The 24429-nt window shown below is 57.0% G+C and carries 24 protein-coding genes; 9 read left to right on the top strand and 15 right to left on the bottom strand.

Annotated elements, in window-relative coordinates; translation table 11 throughout:
- Nucleotides 1-16 precede the first annotated feature (16 nt).
- The gene (locus tag Z947_RS0104315; RefSeq protein ID WP_025043088.1) at nt 17-1102 is read right to left on the bottom strand and encodes a polyamine ABC transporter substrate-binding protein; all 1086 of its coding nucleotides are present in this window, start codon (nt 1100-1102) and stop codon (nt 17-19) included.
- A 147-nt stretch (nt 1103-1249) separates the two neighbouring features.
- Here Z947_RS0104315 and Z947_RS0104310 point away from each other — a divergent pair, with 147 nt between their 5' ends.
- The gene (locus Z947_RS0104310; RefSeq protein ID WP_025043087.1) at nt 1250-1939 is read left to right on the top strand and encodes a GntR family transcriptional regulator; all 690 of its coding nucleotides are present in this window, start codon (nt 1250-1252) and stop codon (nt 1937-1939) included.
- Nucleotides 1940-2023: 84 nt separating this feature from the next.
- Nucleotides 2024-3421 (top strand): aspartate aminotransferase family protein, encoded by a 1398-nt coding sequence (locus Z947_RS0104305; RefSeq protein ID WP_025043086.1) that lies wholly within the window; start codon nt 2024-2026, stop codon nt 3419-3421.
- A gap of 18 nt (nt 3422-3439) precedes the next feature.
- Here Z947_RS0104305 and Z947_RS0104300 read toward each other — a convergent pair whose 3' ends face one another.
- Complete coding sequence (locus tag Z947_RS0104300) at nt 3440-4711, bottom strand: lytic murein transglycosylase (RefSeq protein ID WP_240477509.1); 1272 nt, start codon at nt 4709-4711, stop codon at nt 3440-3442.
- 56 nt (nt 4712-4767) lie between these two features.
- Nucleotides 4768-5484, bottom strand: a complete 717-nt coding sequence (locus Z947_RS0104295; protein ID WP_025043084.1) for a helix-turn-helix transcriptional regulator — start codon at nt 5482-5484, stop codon at nt 4768-4770.
- 78 nt (nt 5485-5562) lie between these two features.
- Between Z947_RS0104295 and Z947_RS0104290 the strand changes: the two genes are divergently transcribed.
- On the top strand, nt 5563-6291 hold the full coding sequence (locus Z947_RS0104290; RefSeq protein ID WP_025043083.1) for a glutathione S-transferase family protein: 729 nt from the start codon (nt 5563-5565) through the stop codon (nt 6289-6291).
- Here Z947_RS0104290 and rnr read toward each other — a convergent pair.
- From rnr to dapE, 4 genes are read right to left on the bottom strand one after another with little or no spacing between them, the layout of a single operon-like run.
- Nucleotides 6260-8515 carry a ribonuclease R gene (gene rnr, locus Z947_RS0104285; RefSeq protein WP_025043082.1) on the bottom strand — a complete coding sequence of 752 codons (2256 nt, stop codon included), beginning with the start codon at nt 8513-8515 and terminating at the stop codon, nt 6260-6262. The two genes, Z947_RS0104290 and rnr, sit on opposite strands and share 32 nt — an antisense overlap.
- Before the next feature lie 27 nt (nt 8516-8542).
- A complete protein-coding gene (locus Z947_RS0104280) occupies nt 8543-9121 on the bottom strand; it encodes a TIGR04282 family arsenosugar biosynthesis glycosyltransferase (protein WP_025043081.1) in 579 nt (192 codons plus the stop codon).
- Complete coding sequence (locus Z947_RS0104275; protein WP_025043080.1) at nt 9118-9534, bottom strand: GNAT family N-acetyltransferase; 417 nt, start codon at nt 9532-9534, stop codon at nt 9118-9120. The genes Z947_RS0104280 and Z947_RS0104275 overlap by 4 nt, the downstream gene beginning before the upstream one ends.
- Entirely contained in the window at nt 9531-10676 is a 1146-nt protein-coding gene (gene dapE / locus Z947_RS0104270) for a succinyl-diaminopimelate desuccinylase (RefSeq protein ID WP_025043079.1), read from the bottom strand. Before dapE ends, Z947_RS0104275 begins: the two co-directional genes overlap by 4 nt.
- Before the next feature lie 303 nt (nt 10677-10979).
- Here dapE and Z947_RS0104265 point away from each other — a divergent pair, with 303 nt between their 5' ends.
- Together Z947_RS0104265 and Z947_RS0104260 are read left to right on the top strand one after the other, a co-directional pair.
- Nucleotides 10980-12560 (top strand): Hint domain-containing protein, encoded by a 1581-nt coding sequence (locus Z947_RS0104265; protein ID WP_025043078.1) that lies wholly within the window; start codon nt 10980-10982, stop codon nt 12558-12560.
- Between the two features lies 1 nt (nt 12561).
- Entirely contained in the window at nt 12562-13656 is a 1095-nt protein-coding gene (locus Z947_RS0104260; RefSeq protein WP_025043077.1) for a Hint domain-containing protein, read from the top strand.
- Here Z947_RS0104260 and Z947_RS0104255 read toward each other — a convergent pair.
- Both Z947_RS0104255 and dapD read right to left on the bottom strand, forming a co-directional pair.
- Nucleotides 13653-13991 (bottom strand): hypothetical protein, encoded by a 339-nt coding sequence (locus Z947_RS0104255; protein WP_025043076.1) that lies wholly within the window; start codon nt 13989-13991, stop codon nt 13653-13655. The two genes, Z947_RS0104260 and Z947_RS0104255, sit on opposite strands and share 4 nt — an antisense overlap.
- Before the next feature lie 67 nt (nt 13992-14058).
- On the bottom strand, nt 14059-14886 hold the full coding sequence (gene dapD / locus Z947_RS0104250) for a 2,3,4,5-tetrahydropyridine-2,6-dicarboxylate N-succinyltransferase (RefSeq protein ID WP_025043075.1): 828 nt from the start codon (nt 14884-14886) through the stop codon (nt 14059-14061).
- 237 nt (nt 14887-15123) lie between these two features.
- Between dapD and Z947_RS0104245 the strand changes: the two genes are divergently transcribed.
- The gene (locus tag Z947_RS0104245; RefSeq protein ID WP_025043074.1) at nt 15124-15969 is read left to right on the top strand and encodes an LOG family protein; all 846 of its coding nucleotides are present in this window, start codon (nt 15124-15126) and stop codon (nt 15967-15969) included.
- Between the two features lie 23 nt (nt 15970-15992).
- On the opposite strand, the gene Z947_RS0104240 is transcribed toward Z947_RS0104245, so the two are convergent.
- From Z947_RS0104240 to Z947_RS0104220, 4 genes are all read right to left on the bottom strand, one after another.
- On the bottom strand, nt 15993-16205 hold the full coding sequence (locus Z947_RS0104240) for a hypothetical protein (RefSeq protein ID WP_025043073.1): 213 nt from the start codon (nt 16203-16205) through the stop codon (nt 15993-15995).
- A 148-nt stretch (nt 16206-16353) separates the two neighbouring features.
- Nucleotides 16354-16851 (bottom strand): protein-tyrosine phosphatase family protein, encoded by a 498-nt coding sequence (locus tag Z947_RS0104230; protein ID WP_025043072.1) that lies wholly within the window; start codon nt 16849-16851, stop codon nt 16354-16356.
- Nucleotides 16852-18030, bottom strand: a complete 1179-nt coding sequence (rlmN, locus tag Z947_RS0104225; protein WP_025043071.1) for a dual-specificity RNA methyltransferase RlmN — start codon at nt 18028-18030, stop codon at nt 16852-16854.
- A 198-nt stretch (nt 18031-18228) separates the two neighbouring features.
- Nucleotides 18229-18750 (bottom strand): invasion associated locus B family protein, encoded by a 522-nt coding sequence (locus tag Z947_RS0104220; protein WP_081781115.1) that lies wholly within the window; start codon nt 18748-18750, stop codon nt 18229-18231.
- A gap of 185 nt (nt 18751-18935) precedes the next feature.
- On the opposite strand from Z947_RS0104220, the gene Z947_RS0104215 reads away from it, so the two are divergent.
- Nucleotides 18936-19916 carry an asparaginase gene (locus Z947_RS0104215; protein ID WP_025043069.1) on the top strand — a complete coding sequence of 327 codons (981 nt, stop codon included), beginning with the start codon at nt 18936-18938 and terminating at the stop codon, nt 19914-19916.
- Between the two features lie 103 nt (nt 19917-20019).
- Here the strand turns inward: Z947_RS0104215 and serB are convergent, their stop codons facing one another.
- Both serB and tcuA read right to left on the bottom strand, forming a co-directional pair.
- Nucleotides 20020-20895: a phosphoserine phosphatase SerB gene (serB, locus tag Z947_RS0104210; protein WP_025043068.1), complete on the bottom strand. Its 876-nt coding sequence runs from the start codon at nt 20893-20895 to the stop codon at nt 20020-20022.
- Between the two features lie 321 nt (nt 20896-21216).
- Nucleotides 21217-22686, bottom strand: a complete 1470-nt coding sequence (tcuA, locus tag Z947_RS0104205) for an FAD-dependent tricarballylate dehydrogenase TcuA (protein WP_025043067.1) — start codon at nt 22684-22686, stop codon at nt 21217-21219.
- A 45-nt stretch (nt 22687-22731) separates the two neighbouring features.
- Between tcuA and Z947_RS0104200 the strand changes: the two genes are divergently transcribed.
- A complete protein-coding gene (locus tag Z947_RS0104200; RefSeq protein WP_240477508.1) occupies nt 22732-23397 on the top strand; it encodes a GntR family transcriptional regulator in 666 nt (221 codons plus the stop codon).
- A complete protein-coding gene (locus tag Z947_RS0104195) occupies nt 23397-24428 on the top strand; it encodes an AbrB family transcriptional regulator (RefSeq protein WP_037938692.1) in 1032 nt (343 codons plus the stop codon). The genes Z947_RS0104200 and Z947_RS0104195 overlap by 1 nt, the downstream gene beginning before the upstream one ends.
- Nucleotide 24429 lies beyond the last annotated feature (1 nt).

The following is a 24429-nucleotide window of genomic DNA, read 5'->3' as shown; positions in this document are numbered from 1 at the left end:
GCCCCGCATTGGCAACTTATGTACCGGACTTAATTTTGGTCCACATCCGCGTCACGCTGCGCTGCACCTTCGGGCCATAGGGCGACGTGGTATACAGGTTCTCAAGCGTCGCAGCATCAGGGTAGATCGCAACATCACCGATCACATCTTCAACCAGAAACTCCTGTGACGCCTTGTTACCGTTGGCATAATAAACATAGTTCGACGCCGCCGCCATGTTCTGCGCATCCATGATAAAGTTCAGGAACTTATGCGCAGCATCCGGGTTTGGTGCATCGACCGGGATGGCCATGTTGTCGAACCACATCAACGCGCCTTCTTTGGGGGCGTAATATTCAATCTCGACGCCGTTTTCGGCCTCTGCTGCACGATCGCGGGCCTGCAAGATGTCACCGGACCAACCGACGGCCACGCAGATGTCACCATTGGCCAAAGCGTTGATGTATTCCGAGCTGTGGAATTTCTGCACAAAGGGCGCAACAGCGGAAAGCACCGGCTCTGTCTTGGCGATGACATCGGTATCCTGACTGTCGGGGTCCTCACCAATATAGGCCAGTGTCGCGGGAATAATCTCTGCCGGCGCATCAAGGAAATGCACACCGCATTCCGACAATTTTTCCATGTTCGCAGGATCAAGCACCAATGCCAGCGAATCCACCGGCGCGTCATCGCCCAGCACTTCTTTGACTTTGTTGATGTTCACGCCGATGCCTGTGGTGCCCCACATATAGTTGATCGCATAGGCACCTTCGGGGTCATACTTTTTCAAGCGGTCGTTGATCGTATCCCACATGTTGTCCATGTTCGACAGCTTGGACGGGTCCAATTTCTGGAACGCGCCCGCCGTGATCTGGCGTTGCAGGAAAGTGCCCGACGGCACAACAACGTCATAGCCCGACCCACCCGCCAGCAGCTTGGTCTCAAGCACTTCATTGCTATCGAATACGTCATAGATCAGCTCGATGCCGGTCTCTGTCTCGAACTTTTCCAGCAAAGCTTCGTCAATATAATCCGACCAGTTGTAAACGCGGACCTCTTCGGCGACAGCAGCACCCGCAGTCAATGTGGCAATGGCGGCGGCACCCAACATACGATTCTTCATATCTTACTCCCTTATGTTTTCCGGATTTAGTCCGGCATTGATTTAATTTGATCAAGTTTTGCCTCTTGCGGCAAGTTACTTTATGGTTTGACGCAGAAATGACCGGTGCAAGCCGTGTTCCAACTATTGAAAAGCAGGCAAGTGCGCATGAATGTGGATGTGATCACCCCGACAAACCCGTTTCTTGGGCCTGAAACAGGAAAAATGCCCGCGCATCAGGCAGTTTATGAAAAACTGCGGGTGATGATTCTGTTCGGGGACCTCGCCCCCGGTCAACCGGTGACGATTCAAGGGCTGACCGATCAGTTGAACGTCGGCATGACACCGGTACGAGAAGCGCTGCGTCGCCTCATTGCCGAAGGGGCATTGACCCACCAAGGCAACCGTCGCGTCAGTGTACCGATTTTGACATCCGACTGCGCTGACGAGCTGGGATTTATGCGCAAAACACTTGAACCCGAGCTTGCACGGCGCGCGACGTTACGGCTCACGCCGGTCGCTTTGGATGCGATTACGGCCTGTGACGACGCGCTGAACCGGGCTATCGCACAGGGGGATATCGGCGGCTATCTGACCCACAACTATCGTTTTCACGCAATGATTTACGACGCCGCCGATGCCCCGATCATGGCCGCCACCGTCGACCGGCTTTGGCTGCGCTTCGGCCCGTCGCTCAGGGTGGTATGTGGAAGGTTCGGCACCGATAGCTTGCCGGATAAACATCAGGACTTGCTTGCTGCGCTGCGGGCCCGTGACGTGGGCGCCGCCGCCTTAGCCATGGCCGAGGACGTCGCGCAGGGTGTCGAACAGATTTGTTCCGCCCTACAGGACAGCTGATCACCTACGCGATTCGATTGACTTTGCATAATTTGATCATATTCTGGGGCGAAGTTGTTTTTCCCTCCGCAAAGGTCGATCTTCATGTCCGCAATCACCAACCATTTGCCTACCGCCGAACTACAGGCGCTTGACGCTGCGCATCACATGCACCCCTTTACCACCGGCGACGAGTTGGCCGCAAAAGGCGCGCGCGTTATCACACGTGCCAAGGGCGTTTACCTGACCGACAGCGAAGGCAATGAAATTCTGGACGCAATGGCTGGGCTGTGGTGTGTGAACCTCGGCTACGGTCGCCCTGAAATGGGTCAGGTCGCGATGCGCCAGATGAATGAACTGCCCTATTACAATACGTTTTTCCAAACCACCCATGTGCCTGTGATTGCCCTGTCGGCGGAACTGGCAAAGCTTGCGCCGGGCAATCTGAACCACATCTTTTACGCCGGATCAGGGTCTGAAGCCAACGACACCAATCTGCGGATGGTGCGCACCTATTGGGCCGAAAAGGGCCAGCCGGAAAAATCACATATCATCAGCCGCAAGAACGCCTATCATGGCTCTTCGGTCGGGTCCGGCTCTTTGGGCGGCATGACCTACATCCACGAACAGGGCGGCATGCCGATTCCGGGCATTCACCACATCGGCCAGCCGGATTGGTGGTCCGAAGGCGGTGATCAGACACCTGAAGAATTCGGCCTTGCCCGCGCGCAGGAACTCGAAGCAAAAATTCTTGAACTGGGCGAAGAAAAAGTTGCCGCCTTCATCGGCGAACCGGTGCAGGGCGCGGGTGGCGTCATCATCCCGCCGGCGACCTACTGGCCTGAAATTCAGCGTATCTGTAAGAAATACAACGTCCTGCTGATCGCGGATGAGGTGATCTGCGGCTTTGGGCGCACGGGCAACTGGTTCGGATCCGAAACAATGGGCATCACACCCGACATCATGACCATCGCGAAAGGGCTGTCATCTGGCTATGCGCCCATTGGTGGCTCTATTGTCTCGGACGAGATCGCCGAGGTTATCAACGCCTGCGAATTCAATCACGGGTACACATATTCCGGCCACCCGGTTTGTGCCGCTGTCGCGATGGAAAACCTGCGGATCATGCAGGAAGAAGACCTGATGTCCCATATCCGTAACGTGGCCATGCCCGCGCTGCACGCTGCATTGAAAGATCTGGGCGAGCACCCCTTGGTTGGCGGCGTGAATGTGTCAGGCCTGATGGCCTCCCTGCCCCTAACACCGCATAAAGAAAGCCGCGCCAAATTTGCCGGTGACGCAGGAACCGTCGGCTATATGTGCCGCGAACATTGCTTTAACAACAATCTGGTAATGCGCCACGTTGGCGACCGGATGATCATTTCCCCGCCTTTGGTGATCACGCCCGAAGAAATTGACGTTTTCGCAAAACGCGCAAAACAGGCGCTGGACGCAACCTATAAAGACCTGAAAGACAAGGACATGCTAAAAGCCGCGTCTTAACACGGGGGTATCCGCGACCTACAATGCACGCAGACGATCCAGCACGGAAAGCGACGGAAAGCCATCGGGAACAAGCCCTTTGGCTTTCTGAAAATTCCGTACCGCGTTGATCGTAAGCGGGCCCATCTTGGCGTCAATTTTGACCGTATCAAACCCTGCTGCCGTCAGTCGTTTCTGTAGTTCGATCCGCTCGGGCTTGCTTAGCGCCCGCAGATGGCGTGGCCAGCTGTGTTGTATGCCATTGCCACCATTTATTCTGTCACTCAAATGTCCCACGCCGATCACATAGGCGTCGGCGGTATTGTACTTTTCCAACACCGCGAAATTGGCAAAGATCATAAATGCCGCCCCCTCCGCGCCCCCGGGTAAAAGGATCGACGCGACGCCATCTGCGTCATCAAACGCACCGTTTAACGGCGCAATGCCCAGCTTCGCCCAAACGCTTGGCAGTTGGGTATTGCCGCGATCTGCCAGCGTATAATCAAAATCTGCCGGCAGGCGGACTTCAACACCCCATGGTTGCCCTGCCGTCCAGCCAAAATGCTTAAGATACGCGCCTGTTGAAGCCAAAGCATCGCGGGGATCTTCCCCCCAGATGTTTCGTTTGCCGTCACCGTCAAAGTCCACCGCATGGGCTGCGAAAGACGAAGGCATAAATTGAGTGTGGCCCATGGCACCCGCCCAACTGCCGCGCATCAACGCTGGAGACGTATCCCCGTCCTGCAAAATGCGCAGGGCGTGAATCAACTCACCTTCGAAAAACGCGGCGCGGCGCGCATCATAGGCCAGCGTCGCAAGCCCATTGAGGACCGGAGCGCTGCCACGAAACGTACCGTAAGCACTTTCCAGCCCCCAAATCGCTACGATTACCTCTTTTTCAACGCCATATGTCGCTTCGATCCGGTTCAAGGTGTCCTGAAACCGTCCCATCGATTTGCGCCCGTTTGCAATGCGCAAATCGGATACCGCCGTATCCAGATAATCCCAGATCGTCTTGGTGAATTCGGCCTGATTGCGGTCGCGTTTGATAATCGCGGGATCATAAGTGGCGCCTTTTAAAGCGACGTCAAAAGTAGTCCCATCAATGCCTTGCGCCAATGCACGGGTGCGAAAGCCAGCGATCCAATCGGCCAATCCTGCATCGGTTTGCGAACGATCGGTCTGATCAGTGACATTGATTTGACGTTCTGCCGGCCTTACTGAGGTTTCCGGCCCAATTGCCCAAACAGGGACCGACCACACAAAGGCCATGAAGATCAGGATCGCACGACGATACATAGGTTTCCCCATTCAGAATTGCTGCTCAACGACAGCCTAACTTGCCCGTTGAACCGGCAACACCCTTTTCATCTGTCCGCGCGGCGTTCCGCCCGATCCAGCGCTTCGGCCCTCAAAATCGCGGTATAGTCTCGCAACATAGGCACACGCCTTGGTCTGAAACTGCGGCCTGTCCGCGCGAGATCATCCATTCGATCCAACCGGAACACCCTGAAATCACGACGCAAATGACACCATGCCATCAACATGTTTGTATCCTGCAAAAACACAAGTCCCAGCGGATCAACCTCACGGGTGGTGGGTGCGCCCTTACCGTCGGTATAGGAAAACCGCACGGTCTCTTCCTCCCATGTTGCGGCGCGCAGACCGGCCACGTCAATGCGCGGTGCGGCGGGTCGGAAAAACCGGCGCGCGTCCAGAATGGCATGTTGCAAACGATGTGCCTGGCGCGGCGGAACACGCGCCGTCAGCTTGGCCAGCGCCGTTTCGGCCGCTTTCGCAAGCGCCGGATCCCCAATCACCGCAACGTCGCGCAGGCCCAACACCAGCGCCTCAAGCTCGTCATCCTCAAAACCTAACGGCGGCAGCGCGGCATCTTCGATCAAGGTATAGCCAAAACCAGCTTCGCCGTCGATCACCGCCCCTAAACCGCGCAGCGCCTCAATATCACGGTAAACCGTGCGCAAAGACGTGCCCATTTCATCGGCAAGCTGCGTCGCCCTAACCGGCGCAGGTAACCGGCGCAGGGTTGTCATCAACTGGAACAGGCGGTGCGTGCGGGTCATGCCCTATCCTTACTCCATACTGACAAAAATTGACAGCATCCGATGTTAGGACAGGCTAACATCAACAAGGACAGACACATGATCACGCTCATCACATACCCCGCATCATTCGGCCAGCCTGCCGCGAGTCCCTTCTGCATAAAAGCAATCTGGCTGCTCAACATGTCGGGTCAAAACTGGGCGCGCCAAGACACTCCCGACCCGCGCAAAATGCCAAAGCAGAAACTGCCTGCCATCCGCGTGGATGAACGCATCATCCCCGACAGTGAAAACATCCGCAGCTATCTTGAAACGCGAGGCGCTGATTTTGACGCCGGGCTGACGGACATGGAAAAATCCACCTCTCGCGCTTTTATCCGCATGGCCGAGGAACACATGTATTTCCACGTCGTCATGGAACGTTGGGGCGATGACACGGTTTGGCCCATCATCCGCGACACCTATTTCTCCGCGATTCCACGTCTGTTGCGGGGAACGATCACCAACAAACTGCGCAAGACGCTAATGCGCGGCATGCATGCGCAGGGGCTGGGACGGTTTACACCACAGGAACGTCTGGACCGGTTGGAAAGTGATTTACAGGCCATCACCACACGGCTTTGGCACGGCCCATTTCTGTTTGGGAATAAACCAACAGCAGCAGACGCTTCTGTGGCGGCAATGCTGGCCAACATGCGCGCGACACCGGGGAACCCTCGCATGAAAATGCGCATCGCAGAAGATGAAATTCTCTGTCGTTATATCGACCGCGCAAGCGACGCGATGAACCAGCCAGTCACCGCCGCGTCCGCGACACTTTGCGCTTGATCTTGTCTTTCTTGCGCTTGGCTTTGTTTGATTTCCGGCGCGGGTTACGCCCGGCCGGTGATCTGCTGCCCTGCTTGATCTTCTGATCTTCCAGTTCCAGCAATTCCAGCGATATACCACCTGTGACCGGCACCGCCTCTGCCAGACGCACTTTGACACGTTGACCAAGGCTGATGATCATGCCGGTGTCGGATCCGCGCAGGGTCTGTGTTTCGGCATCGTGATGGAAATATTCCCGCCCCAATGCCCGCATCGGCAGCAACCCGTCAGCGCCGGTTTCATCAAGCTTCACAAACACACCGAACCGCGCGATGCCGCTGATACGGCCGGTAAATTCGTTGCCGACACGTTCGGACAGATAGGCGGCCAGATAGCGATCGGTTGTATCGCGCTCAGCAACCATCGAACGGCGCTCTGTATCGGAAATATGCGCGCCGGTTTGCTCAAGACTTTCAAAATCTTCAGGGCGCAGACCGTCCTTGCCCCAACCGTGCGCGGTGATCAACGCGCGGTGCACAATCAGGTCCGCATAACGGCGAATGGGCGAGGTGAAATGCGCATAAGAGCGTAGTGCCAGACCGAAATGCCCAATATGCGCAGGGCCGTAATAGGCTTGCGTCATGGACCGCAGGGTCGACAGGTTGATCAACTCGGCCTCATCCGTTCCGGCGGCATCGTTCAGCAGCTTGTTCAGATGCCGTGTCTGCAACACCTGCCCTTTGGCCAGCGTAAAACCCGACGCCTGTGCCGTCTCGCGCAAGCTTTCGAGTTTATCTGGCGAGGGCTCTTCATGGATGCGGTACAATAGCGGTACCTTTTTCGCCAATAGAGTCTCGGCCGCAGCGACATTGGCCAGCACCATGAACTCTTCAATCAGCCTGTGCGCGTCCAGACGGTCCTTGAAGTTGATCGATTTAACAGTGCCGTCTTCTGCCAGTTCCACACGCCTTTCGGGCAGATCAAGATCAAGCGGTTGACGTTCGGCACGCGCCAGCTGCAAGGCCGCGTAGGCTGCATAAAGCGGCTCTAATACAGGCTCTAACAAAGGTTTTGTGCGCTCGTTGGGCCGCCCGTCGATGGCATCCTGCACCTCTTCGTAATGCAACGACGCAGGCGAGCGCATGAGGCCGCGGTGGAACGTATGCGACAGCTTGTTACCCTTGGCGTCGAGCACCATGCGCACGGCTATACAGGCACGCGGCACGCCTTCATGCAGTGAGCACAGATCACCCGACAACCTGTCGGGCAACATCGGCACCACACGGTCGGGGAAATAGGTGGAGTTACCACGTTTGCGCGCCTCGCGGTCCAGTGCGGAATCCGGTGTGACATAGGCCGCGACATCGGCAATCGCGACCCAAACAACATGGCCGCCTTCATTCTTGGGATCGCCATCCGCATGGGCATAGCAGGCATCATCGTGATCACGCGCATCTGACGGATCAATCGTGATCAACGGCAGTTCTTGCAGATCTTCGCGCCCGTCCAGCCCCGCAGGCGTGGCTGCATCTGCCTGTGCTACAACGTCATCTGGAAACACGTCAGGAATGCCGTGCTGGTGGATTGCAATCAGTGACACGGCCTTGGGGGCAGACGGGTCGCCCAATCGGTCGGTGATCCGCGCCTTGGGCAGCCCCATACGGCCCTTTGGGCCGGCTTGCTCTGCCTCGACCAACTCACCGTCTTTGGCACCGTTGATGTCGCCCTCGGAAACCGTCCATTCGCGATCCGCGCCCTTATCGATGGGGACGATCCGCCCGCCTTCACTGCGCTTGCGAAAGACGCCCAGCAGCTTTTTCGGGTTCGTCCCGATGCGACGGATCAACCGCCCCTCATAGGCGTGAGTGTCGTCCTTGACCAAGGTCAGCCGCGCCAGAATACGGTCGCCTTCACCCAGCGCCGGATCGCCAGCTTTGGGGATCAACAGCACGTTCGGTTCGCGGGCTTCGCCGTGCCATTCCATCGGTTTGGCAAACAGGTCACCCTGACTGTCGGGCCCTGTGACAACCAATACCGACACTGGCGGCAGGCGATCAGGATCTTGATAGGATTTCTTGCGCTTTTCCAAATGCCCTTCGGCCTGCAGCTCTTTAAGAAGCTGTTTCAGATCAATCCGCGCAGACCCCTTGATGCCGAACGCTTTTGCGATGTCGCGCTTGGCCGTCAGGGTCGGGTTCTGTTCGATCCACTCAAGAATCTCGGCTTTGGAAGGTATTTTATTCATACTGCCGGACGTATCACGCGGCATGGCCTACGTCATGGGCAAATCGTCAGCCGTATCTACATCCCGCAGGGTCGCGATGCGGGCAATGCGGTGATCCGGCAGGGTCGCGATGCTATCTGCCAGTGCGTTTTCGCTGGACCAGCGCACATTCTTGAAGAAATGCGGTGGTTGGCGGCGGGGATGCTTCAGGCCGATCAACCAGAAACCGCCGTCCGGTGCGGGTCCGAACACCGCATCGTGATTGCCCAGCGCCGCGAACCCTTGTGCAATTTCCTTGCGGGTGATGGCGGGGATGTCGGCACCGATCAAACAGGCAGGTCCCCGGGGCACCTGCCCCAGCACCCGCGCCATGCGCGCGCCCAGATCACCGCGCCCTTGCGGGCGACGCTGTAACTCCTGTGGCCAGACGCGACTTTGCATCCCTTCGCGGTCGGGACTGACGGCCAGCACAATATCCCAACGCGGATCACGCAACCGCCTTAAAAGGCGGCGCGTTTGATGGCGAAACCACCACGCTGATGCAGTAAGGCCAATGTCGCGACCAAGGCGGGTTTTCACGCGGCCGGGCCGCGGCTCTTTGACCATGATGATCAATGTGCCCTTCATAGGTCACGCACCATGTTGCGGTGTGGAATGCCGGCATCGTCAAAAATCGGGCCGCTGACCGTGAACCCCAATGCTTCGTAAAACCCGATGGCGTGGGTCTGTGCCCCGAGCTTGGCCTGCGCTGCTTTGCCCCGTGACACATCCAGCGCCTTGCGGATCAAGGACGCCCCCAACCCCGTGCCTCGATGGGATTTCAGCACGCAAACACGACCGATCTTCGCCAAACCCTTGGTGATATGAACCCGCGCAGTTCCGACCGGAATGTCATTTTCGACCGCAAGCAGATGCAGGCAAACATCGTCCAGATCATCGATTTCATCCGCTTCTGACACGCCTTGTTCATCTACAAACACCACGCGGCGCAGCGTGCGACATGCTTCGATATCATCCGTTAGGGCGATCGTTACACTCACGCGAAATAGTCCTTGAGGATGCGTGTATAAATGGACTTGAGCTGATGGATGTGATCGACGCGAACATGCTCATCCACCTGATGCATCGACTGACCGACCAGCCCGAATTCCACTACCGGACAATGCGCTTTGACAAACCGTGCGTCTGATGTGCCACCGGTTGTGGACAGTTCCGGTGTCACGCCCGTTTCTGCCGTGACCGCGTTCGCGACAAGCGTGGACAGTGCGCCGGGTGGCGTGATGAAACTTTCGCCGGACACCTTGATGCGCATCTCGATTTCGACACCGAATTCGGCCCGCACCCTCCTCACCTCTTCCTCAAGCCATTTGGTCAAGGATTCCCCTGAATGCCTATCGTTGAACCTAATGTTTACCGCCGCGCTACAGGATGCAGGGATCACATTGGTCGCGGGGTTTCCGGTATCCACTGTCACCACAGCCAAGGTTGACGGATCGAAGTGTTCGGTGCCCGCGTCGAGTTCATGCGAAGCCAAACGATCCATCAGCCGAACCATGGCAGGCAGCGGGTTATTGGCGCGGTGCGGGTAAGCGGAATGGCCCTGCGTACCGGTCACAGCAATCCACGCCGTCATTGATCCGCGCCGACCGATCTTGATCATCTGGCCCATCACATCAGGGCAGGTCGGTTCACCCACCAGACAGACATCCATACGTTCGCCATTGTTCTGCATATGCTCAAGCAGGGCAGTTGTGCCGTCAATCGCGTCGCCCTCTTCATCACCCGTGATGGCAATCACCACCGATCCATCCGGGGGCGTGTCGCGCACGAAATCCACCGCAGCCGCGGCAAATGCCGCGACGCCTGATTTCATGTCGGTCGTGCCGCGCCCGTACATAATGCCGTCTTTGATTTCAGCGCCAAAGGGCGGCATTGACCAGTCTGCTTCGTTCCCGATTGGGACAACATCTGTGTGGCCGTTAAATCCGAAAGACCGCGTGTTCCCTTTGCTGCCCCAGCGCGCAAACAGGTTGCGAATGCCACCGCGATCCGCCCAAGCGCAATCAAAACCGGCCGCGCTAAGCAACTCTTCCAAAATTTCCAACGCACCCGCGTTCGCAGGCGTTACAGAGGCACAGCGGACCAATCGGGCGGTAAGGGCAACGGGATCAACAGGCGACATAGGCGTTCCTTTTCAGACAAGAGCGGCCTTTTCAGGCGAAAACCGGATAACCCCCTTCTTTTGTGGCGAAAAAGGCGCGGCGCCAAGGGGGCGCATGAAGGAAATGCTTAACAGCCGCCGCGCCACCTGTTAACATTAAGTCAATAATATGACCCGAGGCAGGGCATCAGCAGTACCGCAGTCCCCCGAGCACCTGAAAACAGGGCCGATCCGACCGCACCACCACAAGACAGACACGGGCGCTTTGCGTCCAGAATTCTGTGCTGATCATTGCTATCCGGTCCCAAGGTGTGAGGCAGGACAATGGTAGCGGCATCAGAACTTCCGATTAATACGGTGCGCGAAGGCACCACAGCCACCCAAATGGCGCAAACCATCTTTGGCAATGGTGTGACTGTCACGGGTGCCACCTATTACGGGGATAATGACAGTGCCGGCATCTATACTGGCGGTGATGCTGTCGCACCGGGCGTCACCCCCGGAGATACTGGCGTCATCATGTCGACAGGCAACGCGCAGGACTTTACCAATTCCTCAGGCCAAGCAAACCAAGACACCGACACCTCGACGAATACATCCGGTACAAACAACTTTGGCCAATACAATTCTGCCGCCGGCGCGCGAACCTATGACGCGGCAACGCTGGACGTAGACTTTATCCCCGACACTGACATCATGACGATGCAGTTTATCTTTTCGTCCGAAGAATATCCCGAGTTCGAAAACTCGATCTATCAGGATTTTGTTGGCGTCTGGGTCAATGGCAGTCTGGTGCCGATGGATGTCGGTAACGGCGACGTTGATCCCGGCAACGTCAACACCACCAACAATATCAACATGTACGTCAACAACCAGAATGACGACTTCAACACCGAGATGGACGGCTTTACCATCACGCTAACGCTCACGATGAACGTGAACGCCGGCGAGACAAATTCCATCCGCATCGCAATCGCGGACGTGTCTGATACCAATTATGACTCAAATCTGCTGATCGCAGGCGATTCCGTACAAACCGGTCTGGTCGCCCTGTCGGATAACATTGATCTGTTCCCCGATGGCGACAAAGTTATCGACGTGCTGGCCAATGACATCAACAATGGCCCCGGCAGCCTGACCATTACGCAGATCAACGGCGTTGATGTCGTGGCGGGGGACACGATCACTCTTCCGACCGGTCAAACCGTCGAACTGAACGCCGATGGCACTTTTACCGTAACCGGTGATGGCGATGTCGAAAACTTCAACTTCACCTATACGATCGACAATGGCATCGACACGGATGTAGGGTTTGTCAACGCAACCGGTGTCCCGTGCTTTGTCGCAGGCACCATGATCGCCACGCCGGAGGGCGAGCGCCCTGCCGAAACACTTGTGCCCGGTGACCTGGTGCTGACACAGGACGATGGCCCCCAGCCCCTGCGCTGGATCGGCACACGCGAAGTTGCCGCGACCGGCGATTTCGCCCCGATACACATCCGCGCAAATACCTTTGGCATGCACCGCGATTTGCTGGTTTCGCCGCTGCATCGCGTTTTGATCCGCGACAATCTGGCCGAACTGTTGTTTGGCGAAGCTGAAGTGCTGATCGCAGCGCGAGATCTGGTCAATGACCGCTCTGTGCGCCGGCGCGCAGGGGGCGAGGTGACCTATGTTCATCTGTTGTTTGATCGCCATCAAGTTGTGTTTTCCGAAGGGCTGGAGACAGAAAGCTTCCTTCCTGGTCCGCAGACCACCAAAAGCTTTGAACGCGAAATCGTCGACGAAATCTGCGCGATCTTTCCTGAAATTGATCCTGAAACCGGCCAGGGTTATTCCCCTGCGGCCCGCCGCACTCTGAAGCGTTACGAGGCGGACCTGCTGCGCGCCGCCAAGGTGGCCTAAAATGACGTGGCTGGCGCTATGTGATCATCAGGACCGGCGGCTGTCCCTGCGCGGATTGGGCTGCGACAAGAAAGACGCGCCGCTTTTGGCAGATAACCCGAATACCGTGCTGTCCCAAGGCAGCATCATGTTTGAAACACGCCTGTCAGCGGACGGACGCCCGCAAGTTTTGTTCGGCTATAAGAACACGTTTCCCAAGCTGCGCAGCCTGACTTTTCAGGCCATTCCGGGCGGCGGAATCGCGATGGTTCAAGTGCAGGACGACGAAATTTCACATGCCGCCATCCAGCATGCCGAAGCGGGCCGCACCGATGTCGTGCGCATTACCTATTCTTGGGATGTCGCGTCAAACTGGGGCCGCATGACCCTTGAAAAACCCGAGGAAACAGAAGTTCGCAGTGTCTACATCGACAATCCGCGCGCGCTGTCCCTCGACGACATTCGTGACCTGATGCTGGGACGCAATGATCAAACCTTTGCCTCCGACATGATCTTCGCCGCCTTGTCGGATCAGATTGAGCCGATTGGCCCGATGCCCACGCTTCTGCCCGCCACGCCACTGGCGACCCCTTGGGGGTATAAACCTGCGTCAGATTTAAGGCGCGGCGATACTGTGATGACACGTGATGATGGCGTGGTTCCCGTTTTACAACGTCTTAAACGGACGGTTCCGGCGCGTGGCAGTTTCCGCCCGATCCGCCTGCGCGCCCCTTACTTCGGGCTGCAACAGGATATCATTGTTGCCCCCGACCAGCGTTTGATCATCGACGGGCCGGAGGTGGAGTATCTGTTCAGCCAAGAGGCTGTGCTGGTGCCTGCCCGCCATTTGGTCAACGGCTTTGCCGCGCTGACCGAACCTTGCGGCCCGATGATCACATACAGCCAGCTATTATTGCCCCGCCACGAAACATTGCTAGCGGCCGGTACATTTGTCGAAAGCATCTACGTCGGGCGCATCCGGCGGCAGGAACATCATCTGCAAAGCAGTCTTTTGCACAGTTTCGACCGCGCCCTGCTGCCCGAACATCCGCGCCCCGCGCATCACGTTTTGCGCTGGTATGACGCGATCCATCTGGCGCGCCGGCGTGCAGCCTAGTCGAAAAAGGGCGTCATCTGCGCGATAATGACCGAATTTTCGTCCAAAGCCCGCTGCATCAATGCGCGTTCTTCATCGTCGATCTCGTGACCTTCTTCTTCGCGCTCGGCCAAGGTGCCATAGCCGGTCACATCCAGCGGGTTAGTGTCGGCCTGTTTCAGGATCGCTACGGTTTCACGCACCGCTTCCGCTTCGTCGATGCCAGAGGCAAAGCACATCAACGCCGCGCCGGTCGCTTTGTCTGGCAGACCGTCACCGTCTTTGCGGCCGATCTGTACCAGCAGGGTAAACACCTGCTGACGTGACGGTTTCTTGGGTTTTTTATCGTCTGACATGGAAAGGGCCGCCTTTCAGTTGAAAAGCAGCCCTAGCGCGATACGGCGATTTTGAAAAGTCCTATGCTTAGTCGCGCAACAACTCGTTGATCGAAGTCTTGGAACGCGTTTTCTCGTCCACGCGTTTCACGATCACTGCGCAATACAGATGCACACCGTTTTTCGACGGCATCGAACCGGCAACAACAACGGATCCTGCAGGCACTTCGCCATACATCACTTCGCCGGTTTCACGGTCCAGAATCTTGGTCGACTGGCCGATGAAAACACCCATGCCCAGCACCGATCCTTCGCGCACGATACAACCCTCGACGACTTCCGACCGCGCCCCGATGAAACAGTTGTCTTCAATAATTGTCGGGCCGGCTTGCATCGGCTCCAGAACGCCGCCGATACCCACACCGCCGGACAGGTGTACGTTTTTGCCGATCTGTGCGCAGGAGCCGACAGTCGCCCAAGTGTCCACCATTGTGCCGGTATCAACATATGCACCGATGTTCACGAACGAGGGCATCAAAACCACGCCAGGCGCGATATAGGCTGACTTGCGTACGACGCAGTTAGGCACAGCGCGAAAACCTGCGGCCTTCCACTGATCGTCACCCCAGCCTTTAAACTTGGAATCAACTTTGTCCCACCAGCCGGCACCTTGCGGTCCACCGTCCTGATGTTCCATATCCTTGATGCGGAACCCCAGCAGAACAGCCTTTTTGGCCCACTGGTTCACATGCCAGCTGCCGTCATCCTGTTTCTCAGCGACACGCAGCGCACCGCTATCCAGCGCATTCAACGTATCCTCAATCGCATCGCGGGCTTCACCAGTCGTCGCGGAGGTAATCTGGTCACGGGCGTCCCATGCAGCTTCGATGGCGGTCTCAAGTTGGGCGTTGGACATGGCGGTTGCTCCTGATGCAAAAACTTTCCCCCGCTTTATCCTCAGGGCCGTGTCAGTGCAATCATTCAGCGTCTTTTGCCCGAACGATACGGCAAGAACGCCCGATTGATCGATCGGCAAACGGTGTCGGGAACTTGATTGATTGTGAAATCCTCCTAGCTTCTCGGCTTCGCGCGGTATCTTGCAAGTCGGCCATAACCACGCCACCCTGACGCCAACCTATTTTCGGAGAGTTCCATGAAAGACGACCAACGCCGCCATCCCCTGCGCGATGCAAAAACGGATCGCACCGCCGCCCAAGCGGCCCCCGATACGCCACAAACCCGCGCGTCGGCCTATCAACTGGCGTTCACTGATCAGGAATTCATGTGCCGCGAGGAGTTGCGCCCCGTCCGGTTGCAGTTGGAATTGCTTAAGCCCGAAATGATGCTGGACGCCGAAGGGATCACATCAACCATCGTGCTGTTCGGCGGTGCGCGTATTCCCGAACCTGCGAAAAAGGACACGGCCCGCACCAAAACCTTGGCCGACCTGTCAAAGTTCTATGACGAGACCCGCGAGTTTTCACGGCTTATGACATTGAAATCAATGGCTGGCGGCGGCACCGAGGACGTGATCGTCACGGGCGGTGGACCGGGGGTGATGGAAGCAGGCAATCGCGGCGCAATCGACGCGGGCGGGCGTTCCATCGGGCTGAACATCGTATTGCCGTTTGAACAGGCACCAAACGAATACGTCACGCCGGAGCTGTGTTTCAACTTTCACTACTTCGCGATCCGCAAGATGCATTTCCTGATGCGGGCGAAAGCGATCTGTGTGTTTCCCGGTGGTTTCGGCACCATGGACGAATTGTTCGAAGCGCTGACACTGATCCAAACAGGCCGGATGCAGCGGGTGCCCTTCCTACTGTTCGGCAAGGCGTTTTGGCAAAAGATTATCAACTGGGATGCGCTAGCCGATGCCGGCACCATTTCAGCCGAAGATCTGAACCTCTTCCGGTTTGTCGACAGCGCAAAAGAAGCGATGGAGCTGATTGAAAACTGGGACGCCCCGACCGCGCGGGACAGTGTTCCCGGCAGATAGGCAAAGCCCCGAAAGGATCAGCTTCAGGCGCTTACTTCTGCCGGCAGAACGCCAACCTCTACGTGGTGCGGCAGCGTTTCAACAATCTGACCGTGGTCGGTGTCTTTGATCGCATAACCATAGCCGGCAAGGCGATGCTTCCATTCGCGTGCCGACAGAGAGCAATCGCGTTCGCGCAGGACAAGGTCGATGACTTGTGCGGTGATGAAGGGGTCTTTGTTGTACATGATGGACATGGGTTCAATCCTGATTATCTGTTCCGATGGAAACAATCTGGAAGCCAACCAAGGCAACAGTCGCGCCGAAATACGGCGGAACAAGGGTCATTTCAGGGAAGCCATCGCAGGCTTCCCTTACGTCCAATTCAAAGTAAATACATACAATTCAGCACCTTAAGTCATTGCCCTTATTCATCCCCTCCGCGAAAGAGGCGATAAATTCGCCTTGTTCCGCTGTATCGGGAATTGAAACACCCCTGGCCCCGCTCACCATCGCGATCGCCGTTTGCGCAGTTTGCCCCATGCCTACAAGCGTGCAGGCTGCCGCCATTCCGCTACGCCCGATGCCTGCGCGGCAATGAATCGCGATCGAACGGCACTCCGCAAGCTGCGCCTTGAGATCTGCAATCAAACCGTTGAATTTTTGCGGATCAGGCAGGGCGAAATCAGGGATCGGGTGAGACAGGAATGTCATACCCAGCGACGCACAAAGGGCTTCTTCGTGCTCCATTCCCAAATCGGATGCTTCTGCCGCCGGCAGCATCGACAGAACACAATCAATACCCGACGCACGCAATTCTGCCAATCGTTCCGCTGTCGGACAGGGCATGATCCAAAGCGATCCCGCGCCGGACACCGGCACGGGAAAACACCACGCGGCCATTCAGGACAGGCCCGCCTCCGCCTCGATCTGTTTGCGTGACTTGCGGGACCGCTCGGTCGCGGATTTCAACTGACCACAAGCCGCCATGATGTCTTCGCCGCGCGGTTTGCGCACAGGCGAGGCGTAGCCTGCATTATACACGATCTCGGAAAACGCGCGGATACGGTTATTTGACGATCGTTTGTACGGTGCACCGGGCCATTCGTTGAATGGGATCAAATTGATCTTTGCCGGAATACCCTTGATCAACTCAACCAAACGATGCGCATCTTCGTCGCTGTCATTCACCCCGTGAAGCATCACATATTCAAACGTGATCCGTTCGGAGTTCGACACTTTCGGATAAGACCGCAAGGCTTCCAGTAATACCTCGAGGTTCCACTTTTTGTTGATCGGCACCAGTTTGTCGCGCACCTCATCCGTGGTCGCATGAAACGATATTGCCAGCTGGCATCCGATTTCTTCGGCTGTACGGGCAATCTCCGGCACGACGCCCGATGTGGACAGGGTAATCCGGCGGCGCGACAATTGAATCCCCTCTGGGTCCATCGCGATCTTCATCGCGTCGCGGACGTTCTCAAAATTATAAAGCGGCTCGCCCATGCCCATCAGGACGATGTTTGACAACAGTCGCCCTTCGACATTCTTGGCACCAATTTCAGGCCATTCGCCCAGATCGTCCCGCGCGACCAAGACCTGGCCGATGATTTCACCAGCCGTCAGGTTGCGCACCAGCTTTTGCGTGCCCGTATGGCAGAACGAACAGGTCAGCGTGCACCCCACCTGCGAAGAGACACAAAGCGTTCCGCGCCCCTCTTCGGGAATATAAACGATCTCTACCTCATGGCCGCCCGCAATGCGCACCAGATACTTGCGTGTACCATCCTCGGACACCTGCCGCGTCACCACCTCCGGGATTTCGATCACGAAATTCTCGGCCAACTCGGCACGGAATGCTTTGGACAGATTGGTCATTTCGGCAAAGTCGCGCACGCCCCAGCCATAGATCCACTGCCAGATCTGCCCAACACGCATCTTGGCCTGCTTTTCCGGTGTCCCATGGGCAATCAACGCGTCGCGCATCGCCTCGCGGGTCAACCCGATCAGGTTCTGCGGACCCTCCGGCAATTTGCGCGGTATGGTGTGAACATCTTGGGTAATCGGTGCAGTAACGGACATGGGGCGACTCATCTATGTAAGGATGTGCTTGCTATATAGGACTGCGCGGCATTTGCAAAAGACCCGCATCCCTCCGGTAGCTTACCGCCGGCGCGCATCAGCTTGTCCGTATACGCGATCTTGCCGCCGCGAGATGCGCAAATCGCTTGGATGCCCCTGCCGGGTCAGGTGGGCACGCTGCCCACCCTGCGATCAGGATCAGCCGCCGCAGCGCTTTGCCGCGTCTTCAACTGCCGCTGTAAAGCCCAGCAGCGAAAAGGTATCTTTGGTTTTCGTCCCGCGACCGGATTGACCGGACAGCACCGCATTGGCACCGCGCTTCATCGAGGTGATGATTTTGGCATCATCATCCGTGGTCGCAGGCCAGGCCCACTCCCCTTCGGTGAACAACTCGAAAGAATTGCCCGAAATATCCATCGTCACGGTGGACCCCGATGCGAAGGGATATCCGCCGGTAAAGGCAACCTGCCCTTTGGCACCCGCTGACGGACGGTAAAATACCATCAACAGGGTCTGCCCGCGATTCACCGCAACAACACGACCATCGCGCGAGTTAACAGTTTCCTTGGGCGTGGAAACCCCCCAGCATTCTGTCGGGTTATCCTCGACAAACACGCTCCAGTCGGTTTTCGCCGCCACGCGGTTTGTGCTTTGCTGTTGCGCAAATGCGGCAGGTGCCAGCAATGCTGCTACCCCGATCGCACACCCGAAATTCTTCATCATTCCCATCTGTCCAGCCTCCAAGCTGTCCTAACCTCAATACCGACCAAGCCCTATTGGCGGTGCTTTGTGCATCGCTCTTGCGTCAAGTGCCTGTTATCTTTTTGACAAAGAGCATATTAACGCGAAACAGGCGACAGACGAAACCCTGATTGGCAGGATTTCGCTTAATTTGAAGGTGAAATATGACCCAAGCAGCCCCCTTTACCGAAGTTTGGCGCGGCCCCTTCCTTGAAAGCGTTCATTCCGGCCATGCTGTGATATGCGATGCAAGTGGTGAAATCGTGCAGGCTTGGGGTGATCCGACCCGCACCATTATGCCGCGTTCTTCGTCAAAGATGATTCAGGCGTTGCCGCTGATCACGTCAGGCGCGGCCGACAAACGCGGGCTGACAACCCAACAACTGGCCATTGCCTGCGCCTCCCATCAGGGCGCTGCAATCCATACCGATCTTGTGGCGACATGGCTCGAAACACTTGGCCTGAACGACGATGATTTTCGCTGTGGCCCGCAGGATCCCGCCGATAAGGACGCCCACGAAGGGCTGATCCGCGCCCATAAATCCCCCTGCCAGATTCACAACAATTGTTCGGGCAAACACGCGGGTTTTCTGACGTTGACCCAGCACCTGAAAGCGGGGCCGGATTATGTTGATCCCGATCACCCCTTGCAACGCGCCTGCCTTGAGGCGTTTGAAACCGTTACCCAAGAAACGTCTCCCGGATACGGGATCGACGGGTGTTCTGCGCCGAATTACGCCTGCACCCTGCATGGCATGGCCCGCGCCATGGCGCATTTTGCCGCCGCCCCCGAAGGTTCCGCCGAGGCGCGCCTGCATCAGGCGATGCGTCTACACCCGGAACTGGTTGCCGGTGAAACCCGTGCCTGTACCGAGTTGATGCGGGCGATGGACGGTAAGGTCGCGTTGAAAACCGGTGCCGAAGGGTTCTTTATCGCGATCCTGCCGGAACAGAAACTTGGCATCGCGCTGAAGGCGGCCTGCGGCACCACCCGCGCTGCGGAATGTGCGATTGCGGCGCTGTTGGTCAAATTAGGCGTGCTCGACGCCAATCATCCAGCCACGCTGAAACGGATGAACGCGCCGATCAAGAACTGGCGCGGCATTGAAACCGGTATTCTGAAACCGGCCGCCGGTCTTCTTTAAGCCGCCAAGTGGTACCCTTTCGAAAAGGGGTGCCACTTTGCCTGTCGCTGCCTAACCGAATGCCCGATGGCGGATCAATCAGATGCCGTCCGTGCGCGAACGGTCAGGACAGGAATTCATCCTTCGCATATCCCTGCACGTAAAGCAGCGCCGTCAAATCGGCGAAGTTTACCCGGACATCACATTGCGCGGCGACCGATGGTTTGGCGTGCAGCGCGACCCCCATGCCAGCGCGACCCAGCATTCCCAGATCATTCGCCCCGTCCCCAACCGCAAGCACGTCAGCATCTGTTAACCCCAAACGGGCCGTGATCTCCTCCAAGGCATCAACTTTGGCCTGCTTGCCAAGAATCGGCATGCCGACCTCACCGGTCAGAACGCCATCTTCAATCAACAATGTGTTGGCGCGGTTTTCATCAAAACCCAGTGCTGCGGCAACCTTGGCGGTAAAGGCGGTGAACCCGCCTGACACCAGCGCCGCATGGCCACCATTGGCCTTCATGGTTGCCAACAGGGCCTTACCACCGGGCATGAAACTGATCCGCTCATCCAGAACCTTGTCGATCACGGACGCGTCCAGCCCCTTCATCAACCCGACGCGTTCGCGCAGGGCGCCGTCGAAATCCAGCTCGCCATTCATGGCGCGTGCAGTGATGTCTTTGACCCTTTCGCCAACGCCAGCTTCGTCCGCCAGTTCGTCGATACATTCCTGCTGGATCATCGTACTGTCCATATCGGCCAGCAGCATCTTTTTGCGCCGCGTTGCGGTCGGCACAATCACCAGATCCACCTGCATCGCCTGACAGCTTTCCCAGACCTCCCAACGGTTCGCCGGTATTTCAGCGACGGTGAATTCCGCAGCCTCATCCGGTGCCAGCCAAATGGCGTCCCCGCCCCCCCAAGCATTGCGCAGGCTCTCAACCAAGGACGGCTCAAGCCCGCCTTTTTCTGGAGAAGTCAGCAAAACAACTGTAAACATGTCAAAGTTTCCGATCCGCGCTAGGCACATCGCTTAAATGCGATCATGCGGCGGTCTAGTCCCGTTTTTGCGATTTTGCCAGCCCGCAGTGCTCCTTAAACGCGGCAGCGGGACACTGCCTTACTCAACAATGCCGCCAAACCATTTCTATATTTTCGTTCAGTTACACATGCCTATTTTGCGGCCAGCCCCGCACAGGGCGTTTCTGCAACCCTGTCGCACAGTTTAGCCGGATACATACCGACACAACAAACTGGCGGGCTTCCAGAAGCGGTCGCTAAAGCAGTCAAAAACCTATCGGCGTGATGATCAGTAAGCCGCTTATGATTGCGACGCCCCATACCCCGCACGTCGTCCAAACACCGCGCCTGACGTAAGGCCTGATCCGCCCGGATAACCCGCAAAAAATACACCGCCGACAATTTCACCGCAGGCAAACAGGCCGGCAACCTTTGATCCATCTTCCCTAAGGACATTACCCTTGGGGTCTACTTTCAGCCCCCCATAGGTAAACGTTATCCCGCCGGTGACCGGAAATGCGCGGAAGGGCCCCTTGTCTATTTTCTGGGCCCAATTTGATTTGGGCGGCGTCAAGCCATCGGTTGCTTTGCCATCCAGGACGGTTGGATCAAACGCGGTTTGGGCATCCACCGCATCGTTGTACGCATCAAGCGTAGCGGTGGCAGCCTCTGCGTTTACGCCAGTCATCAGGGGCACCAGCGCGTCCAAGGTATCAGCTTCTACAAAATGGGCATCATGAAATCTGTATTCGGCATAAAGTAGATCGAACACTTTGCTATCGAAAACCTGCCAAGCAAACTGGCCCGGCTGCTCGAGAATGGCGGCACCGTATTGCGCATAAGTGTAGTTGCGGAAATTGGCACCCTCATCGACAAAACGTGCGCCATCGGCATTCAGCATTACGCCCAAAAAATATGAAATTTTGCGGTAGTTCTTGCGTTCACCAGCGGGCAGGTCAAGGTTACCGAAATCAGCCATATGTAGGTCCATGGGTGTTGCATGGCATCCAGCATAAAAACCATATTCCGCCGCGCCGACTGCGCTCGCCATTGTCAGCCCGTCGCCGGTGTTGTGCGGCGTGCCGCGTACTTTCGCGGCTTTCCAGTTCGGGCCCATATGTTTGACCCGCATCTCGTCATTTGCCTCAAATCCACCAGAGGCAAGGATTACGGCGTCTGCATACAGTACCTCATCACCAACCCGTACACCGATAACCTCATCACCTTCAGTCACCAGACCGGTGACAGCGCTATTATAGCGGACTTTGCCACCCATCCGCTCAACCGCCGCTAGCTCCATATCGAATAGGCCAACCCCTTCGTTCTCTGCTGCCAGTGTCAAGCCGCCCCAAAACACATGTCGTCCGTCTTTTTCAAAACTTTGCCGGCTATAGATCGGCTCGAACTTTACGTCATGGGATGCAAGCCAGCGCATCGTCTCGCCCGACAGGTTGACGAGCGCTTCTTGCTCCTCCGACAGCGGGCGGCCATCGTTAAACGCCAGCAGGTTGCTGGCGAATTTCGCTGTGTCATAGCCCCCGAAGTCAGCGTTCTGAACGCGAGGGTCATCGGGATTGCGCAACAGCGGCAAAAGATCCGCAGCCCCGTCATAGGCAAAGCGCATCGCGCCTGCCGTATATTTGGTATTGCCACCCGCCAAAGCCTGATCAGCCTTTTCCAGCAGCGTCACCTGCGCCCCGTTTTCCAACGCCGCGATCGCGGCACAAAGCGCGGCGTTACCTGTTCCGACGACAATCACTGACTTTGACACTGGTGTTTCCTTTTCATATCTATATTGTATCCAGGTGGATACAATATGGGTCTCACTAAGATGCACAGCACAGAATTGCAAGACATGTCTCAAGGGGAGCTTGCGTACCATCGATTGCATGCGGCGATCAGGGCGGGGGAATTCCAGCCGGGTGACCGTCTGCGCGAAATCGACGTGGCGAAGAAACTCAGCCTGTCGCGGACTCCGGTGCGGGAGGCCTTGCGCAAATTGGAAAGCGACGGGATCGTCGAACACCGCCCCCGCTTGGGCGCTGTCATCCGCACGTTGAGCACCACAGAAATCGTTGAGCTATACGAAATGCGGCTGGTCCTTGAGCGCACGGCCGCCGAGATGGCCGCCAAACATGCAAACCCCGCCGAAGTGGATCTGCTCAAAGAGATCAACGAACAGATTGATGGTGCCGGCCAAGATACTCCTCGCGCGGCCGCACTCAATCAGGATTTTCACCGCAGCATCTACCTCGCTACGCGCAATCGCTTTTTGCTGGCGTCAGCACGTGCGCTCAACAATGCGTTGATTCTGCTGGGGCCAACCACGCTGGATGACGAAGCGCGGATTAAAACGGTCAGCAGCCAGCACGCACAGATTATCACGGCGATCGCTGCGGGCGATCAACAGGCTGCGGGTGACGCGGCAGAGGCGCATTTGCAAACCTCCCTGCGCCACAGGCTCAAGGTGTTACAATCGTGATGCCCCATCTTTACGCCTTTGTGGTCGCCGGAATTGGTGTTCTGGCTTTCAAGATGATGCAGCTGCCCCTGCCTTGGCTGCTGGGGCCGATCTTTGCGTGCCTGATTGCCGCAATGGCGGGTGTTCCGATGCGTGGGATTAAGCTGGTGAAAGATGCGATGCGCACCATTCTGGGCGTAGCTGTAGGTGCGACATTCACAACCACCCTACTCGGTTCCATGGTGGGGATGTGGCCGACCTTGCTGATGATCCCCGTGATGACCAGCTGTATCGGGGTGGTCGGGGTCCTATATTTTCAACGCCTCTGGGGGTTTAATTTCGCAACCAGCTATTATTCCTCCATGCCGGGTGGCTTGCAGGATATGCTTGTCTTTGGAGAGGAAGCTGGCGGCGATGTGCGCGCGCTGTCACTCATCCATGCGACGCGGGTGATGGTGATTGTCGTGGTTCTACCGTTTTTGCTGAAATGGGTCTGGGACGCTGATCTAAGCAACCCTCCGGGTGCCCCCGCCGCAAGTATTGCGCCTGCGGAACTTGCGATCATGGTGTTTTGTGGTCTTGCCGGATGGCAGATGGCGAAACGCGCGGGCATGTTCGGCGCTACAATTCTGGGTCCGCTTTTGCTCGCAGCGGCATTTGCGATGGCTGGAATTCTGAACCATCGCCCACCTGCCGAGGCGATCTGGGCCGCCCAGTTTTTCATTGGCATGAGTGTGGGCAGTAAATATGCAGGTGTCACCATGGTCGAAGTGCGCACAGATGTAACAGCGGGTCTGGGATTTTGCGTAATCCTTCTGGTGCTGACCATGATCTTTGTTGAGGTCATTCATGTCGCAGGCCTTGCCCCGCCGATGGAAACGATTTTGGCTTTCGCGCCGGGCGGGCAGGCAGAACTGACAGTGCTGGCTTTGATCGTAGGGGCTGATATGGCCTTTGTAGTGGCCCATCACGTGCTACGTATATTTGTGGTCATTCTAGGCGCGCCGCTGTTTGTTCGGCTGTTTGATACAAACACTGGAGAAGGGAAATAAC

Origin of the sequence: Sulfitobacter geojensis (assembly GCF_000622325.1) — a bacterium.
Taxonomy (GTDB): domain Bacteria; phylum Pseudomonadota; class Alphaproteobacteria; order Rhodobacterales; family Rhodobacteraceae; genus Sulfitobacter; species Sulfitobacter geojensis.
This window is presented reverse-complemented; position numbering and strand designations above follow the sequence as displayed.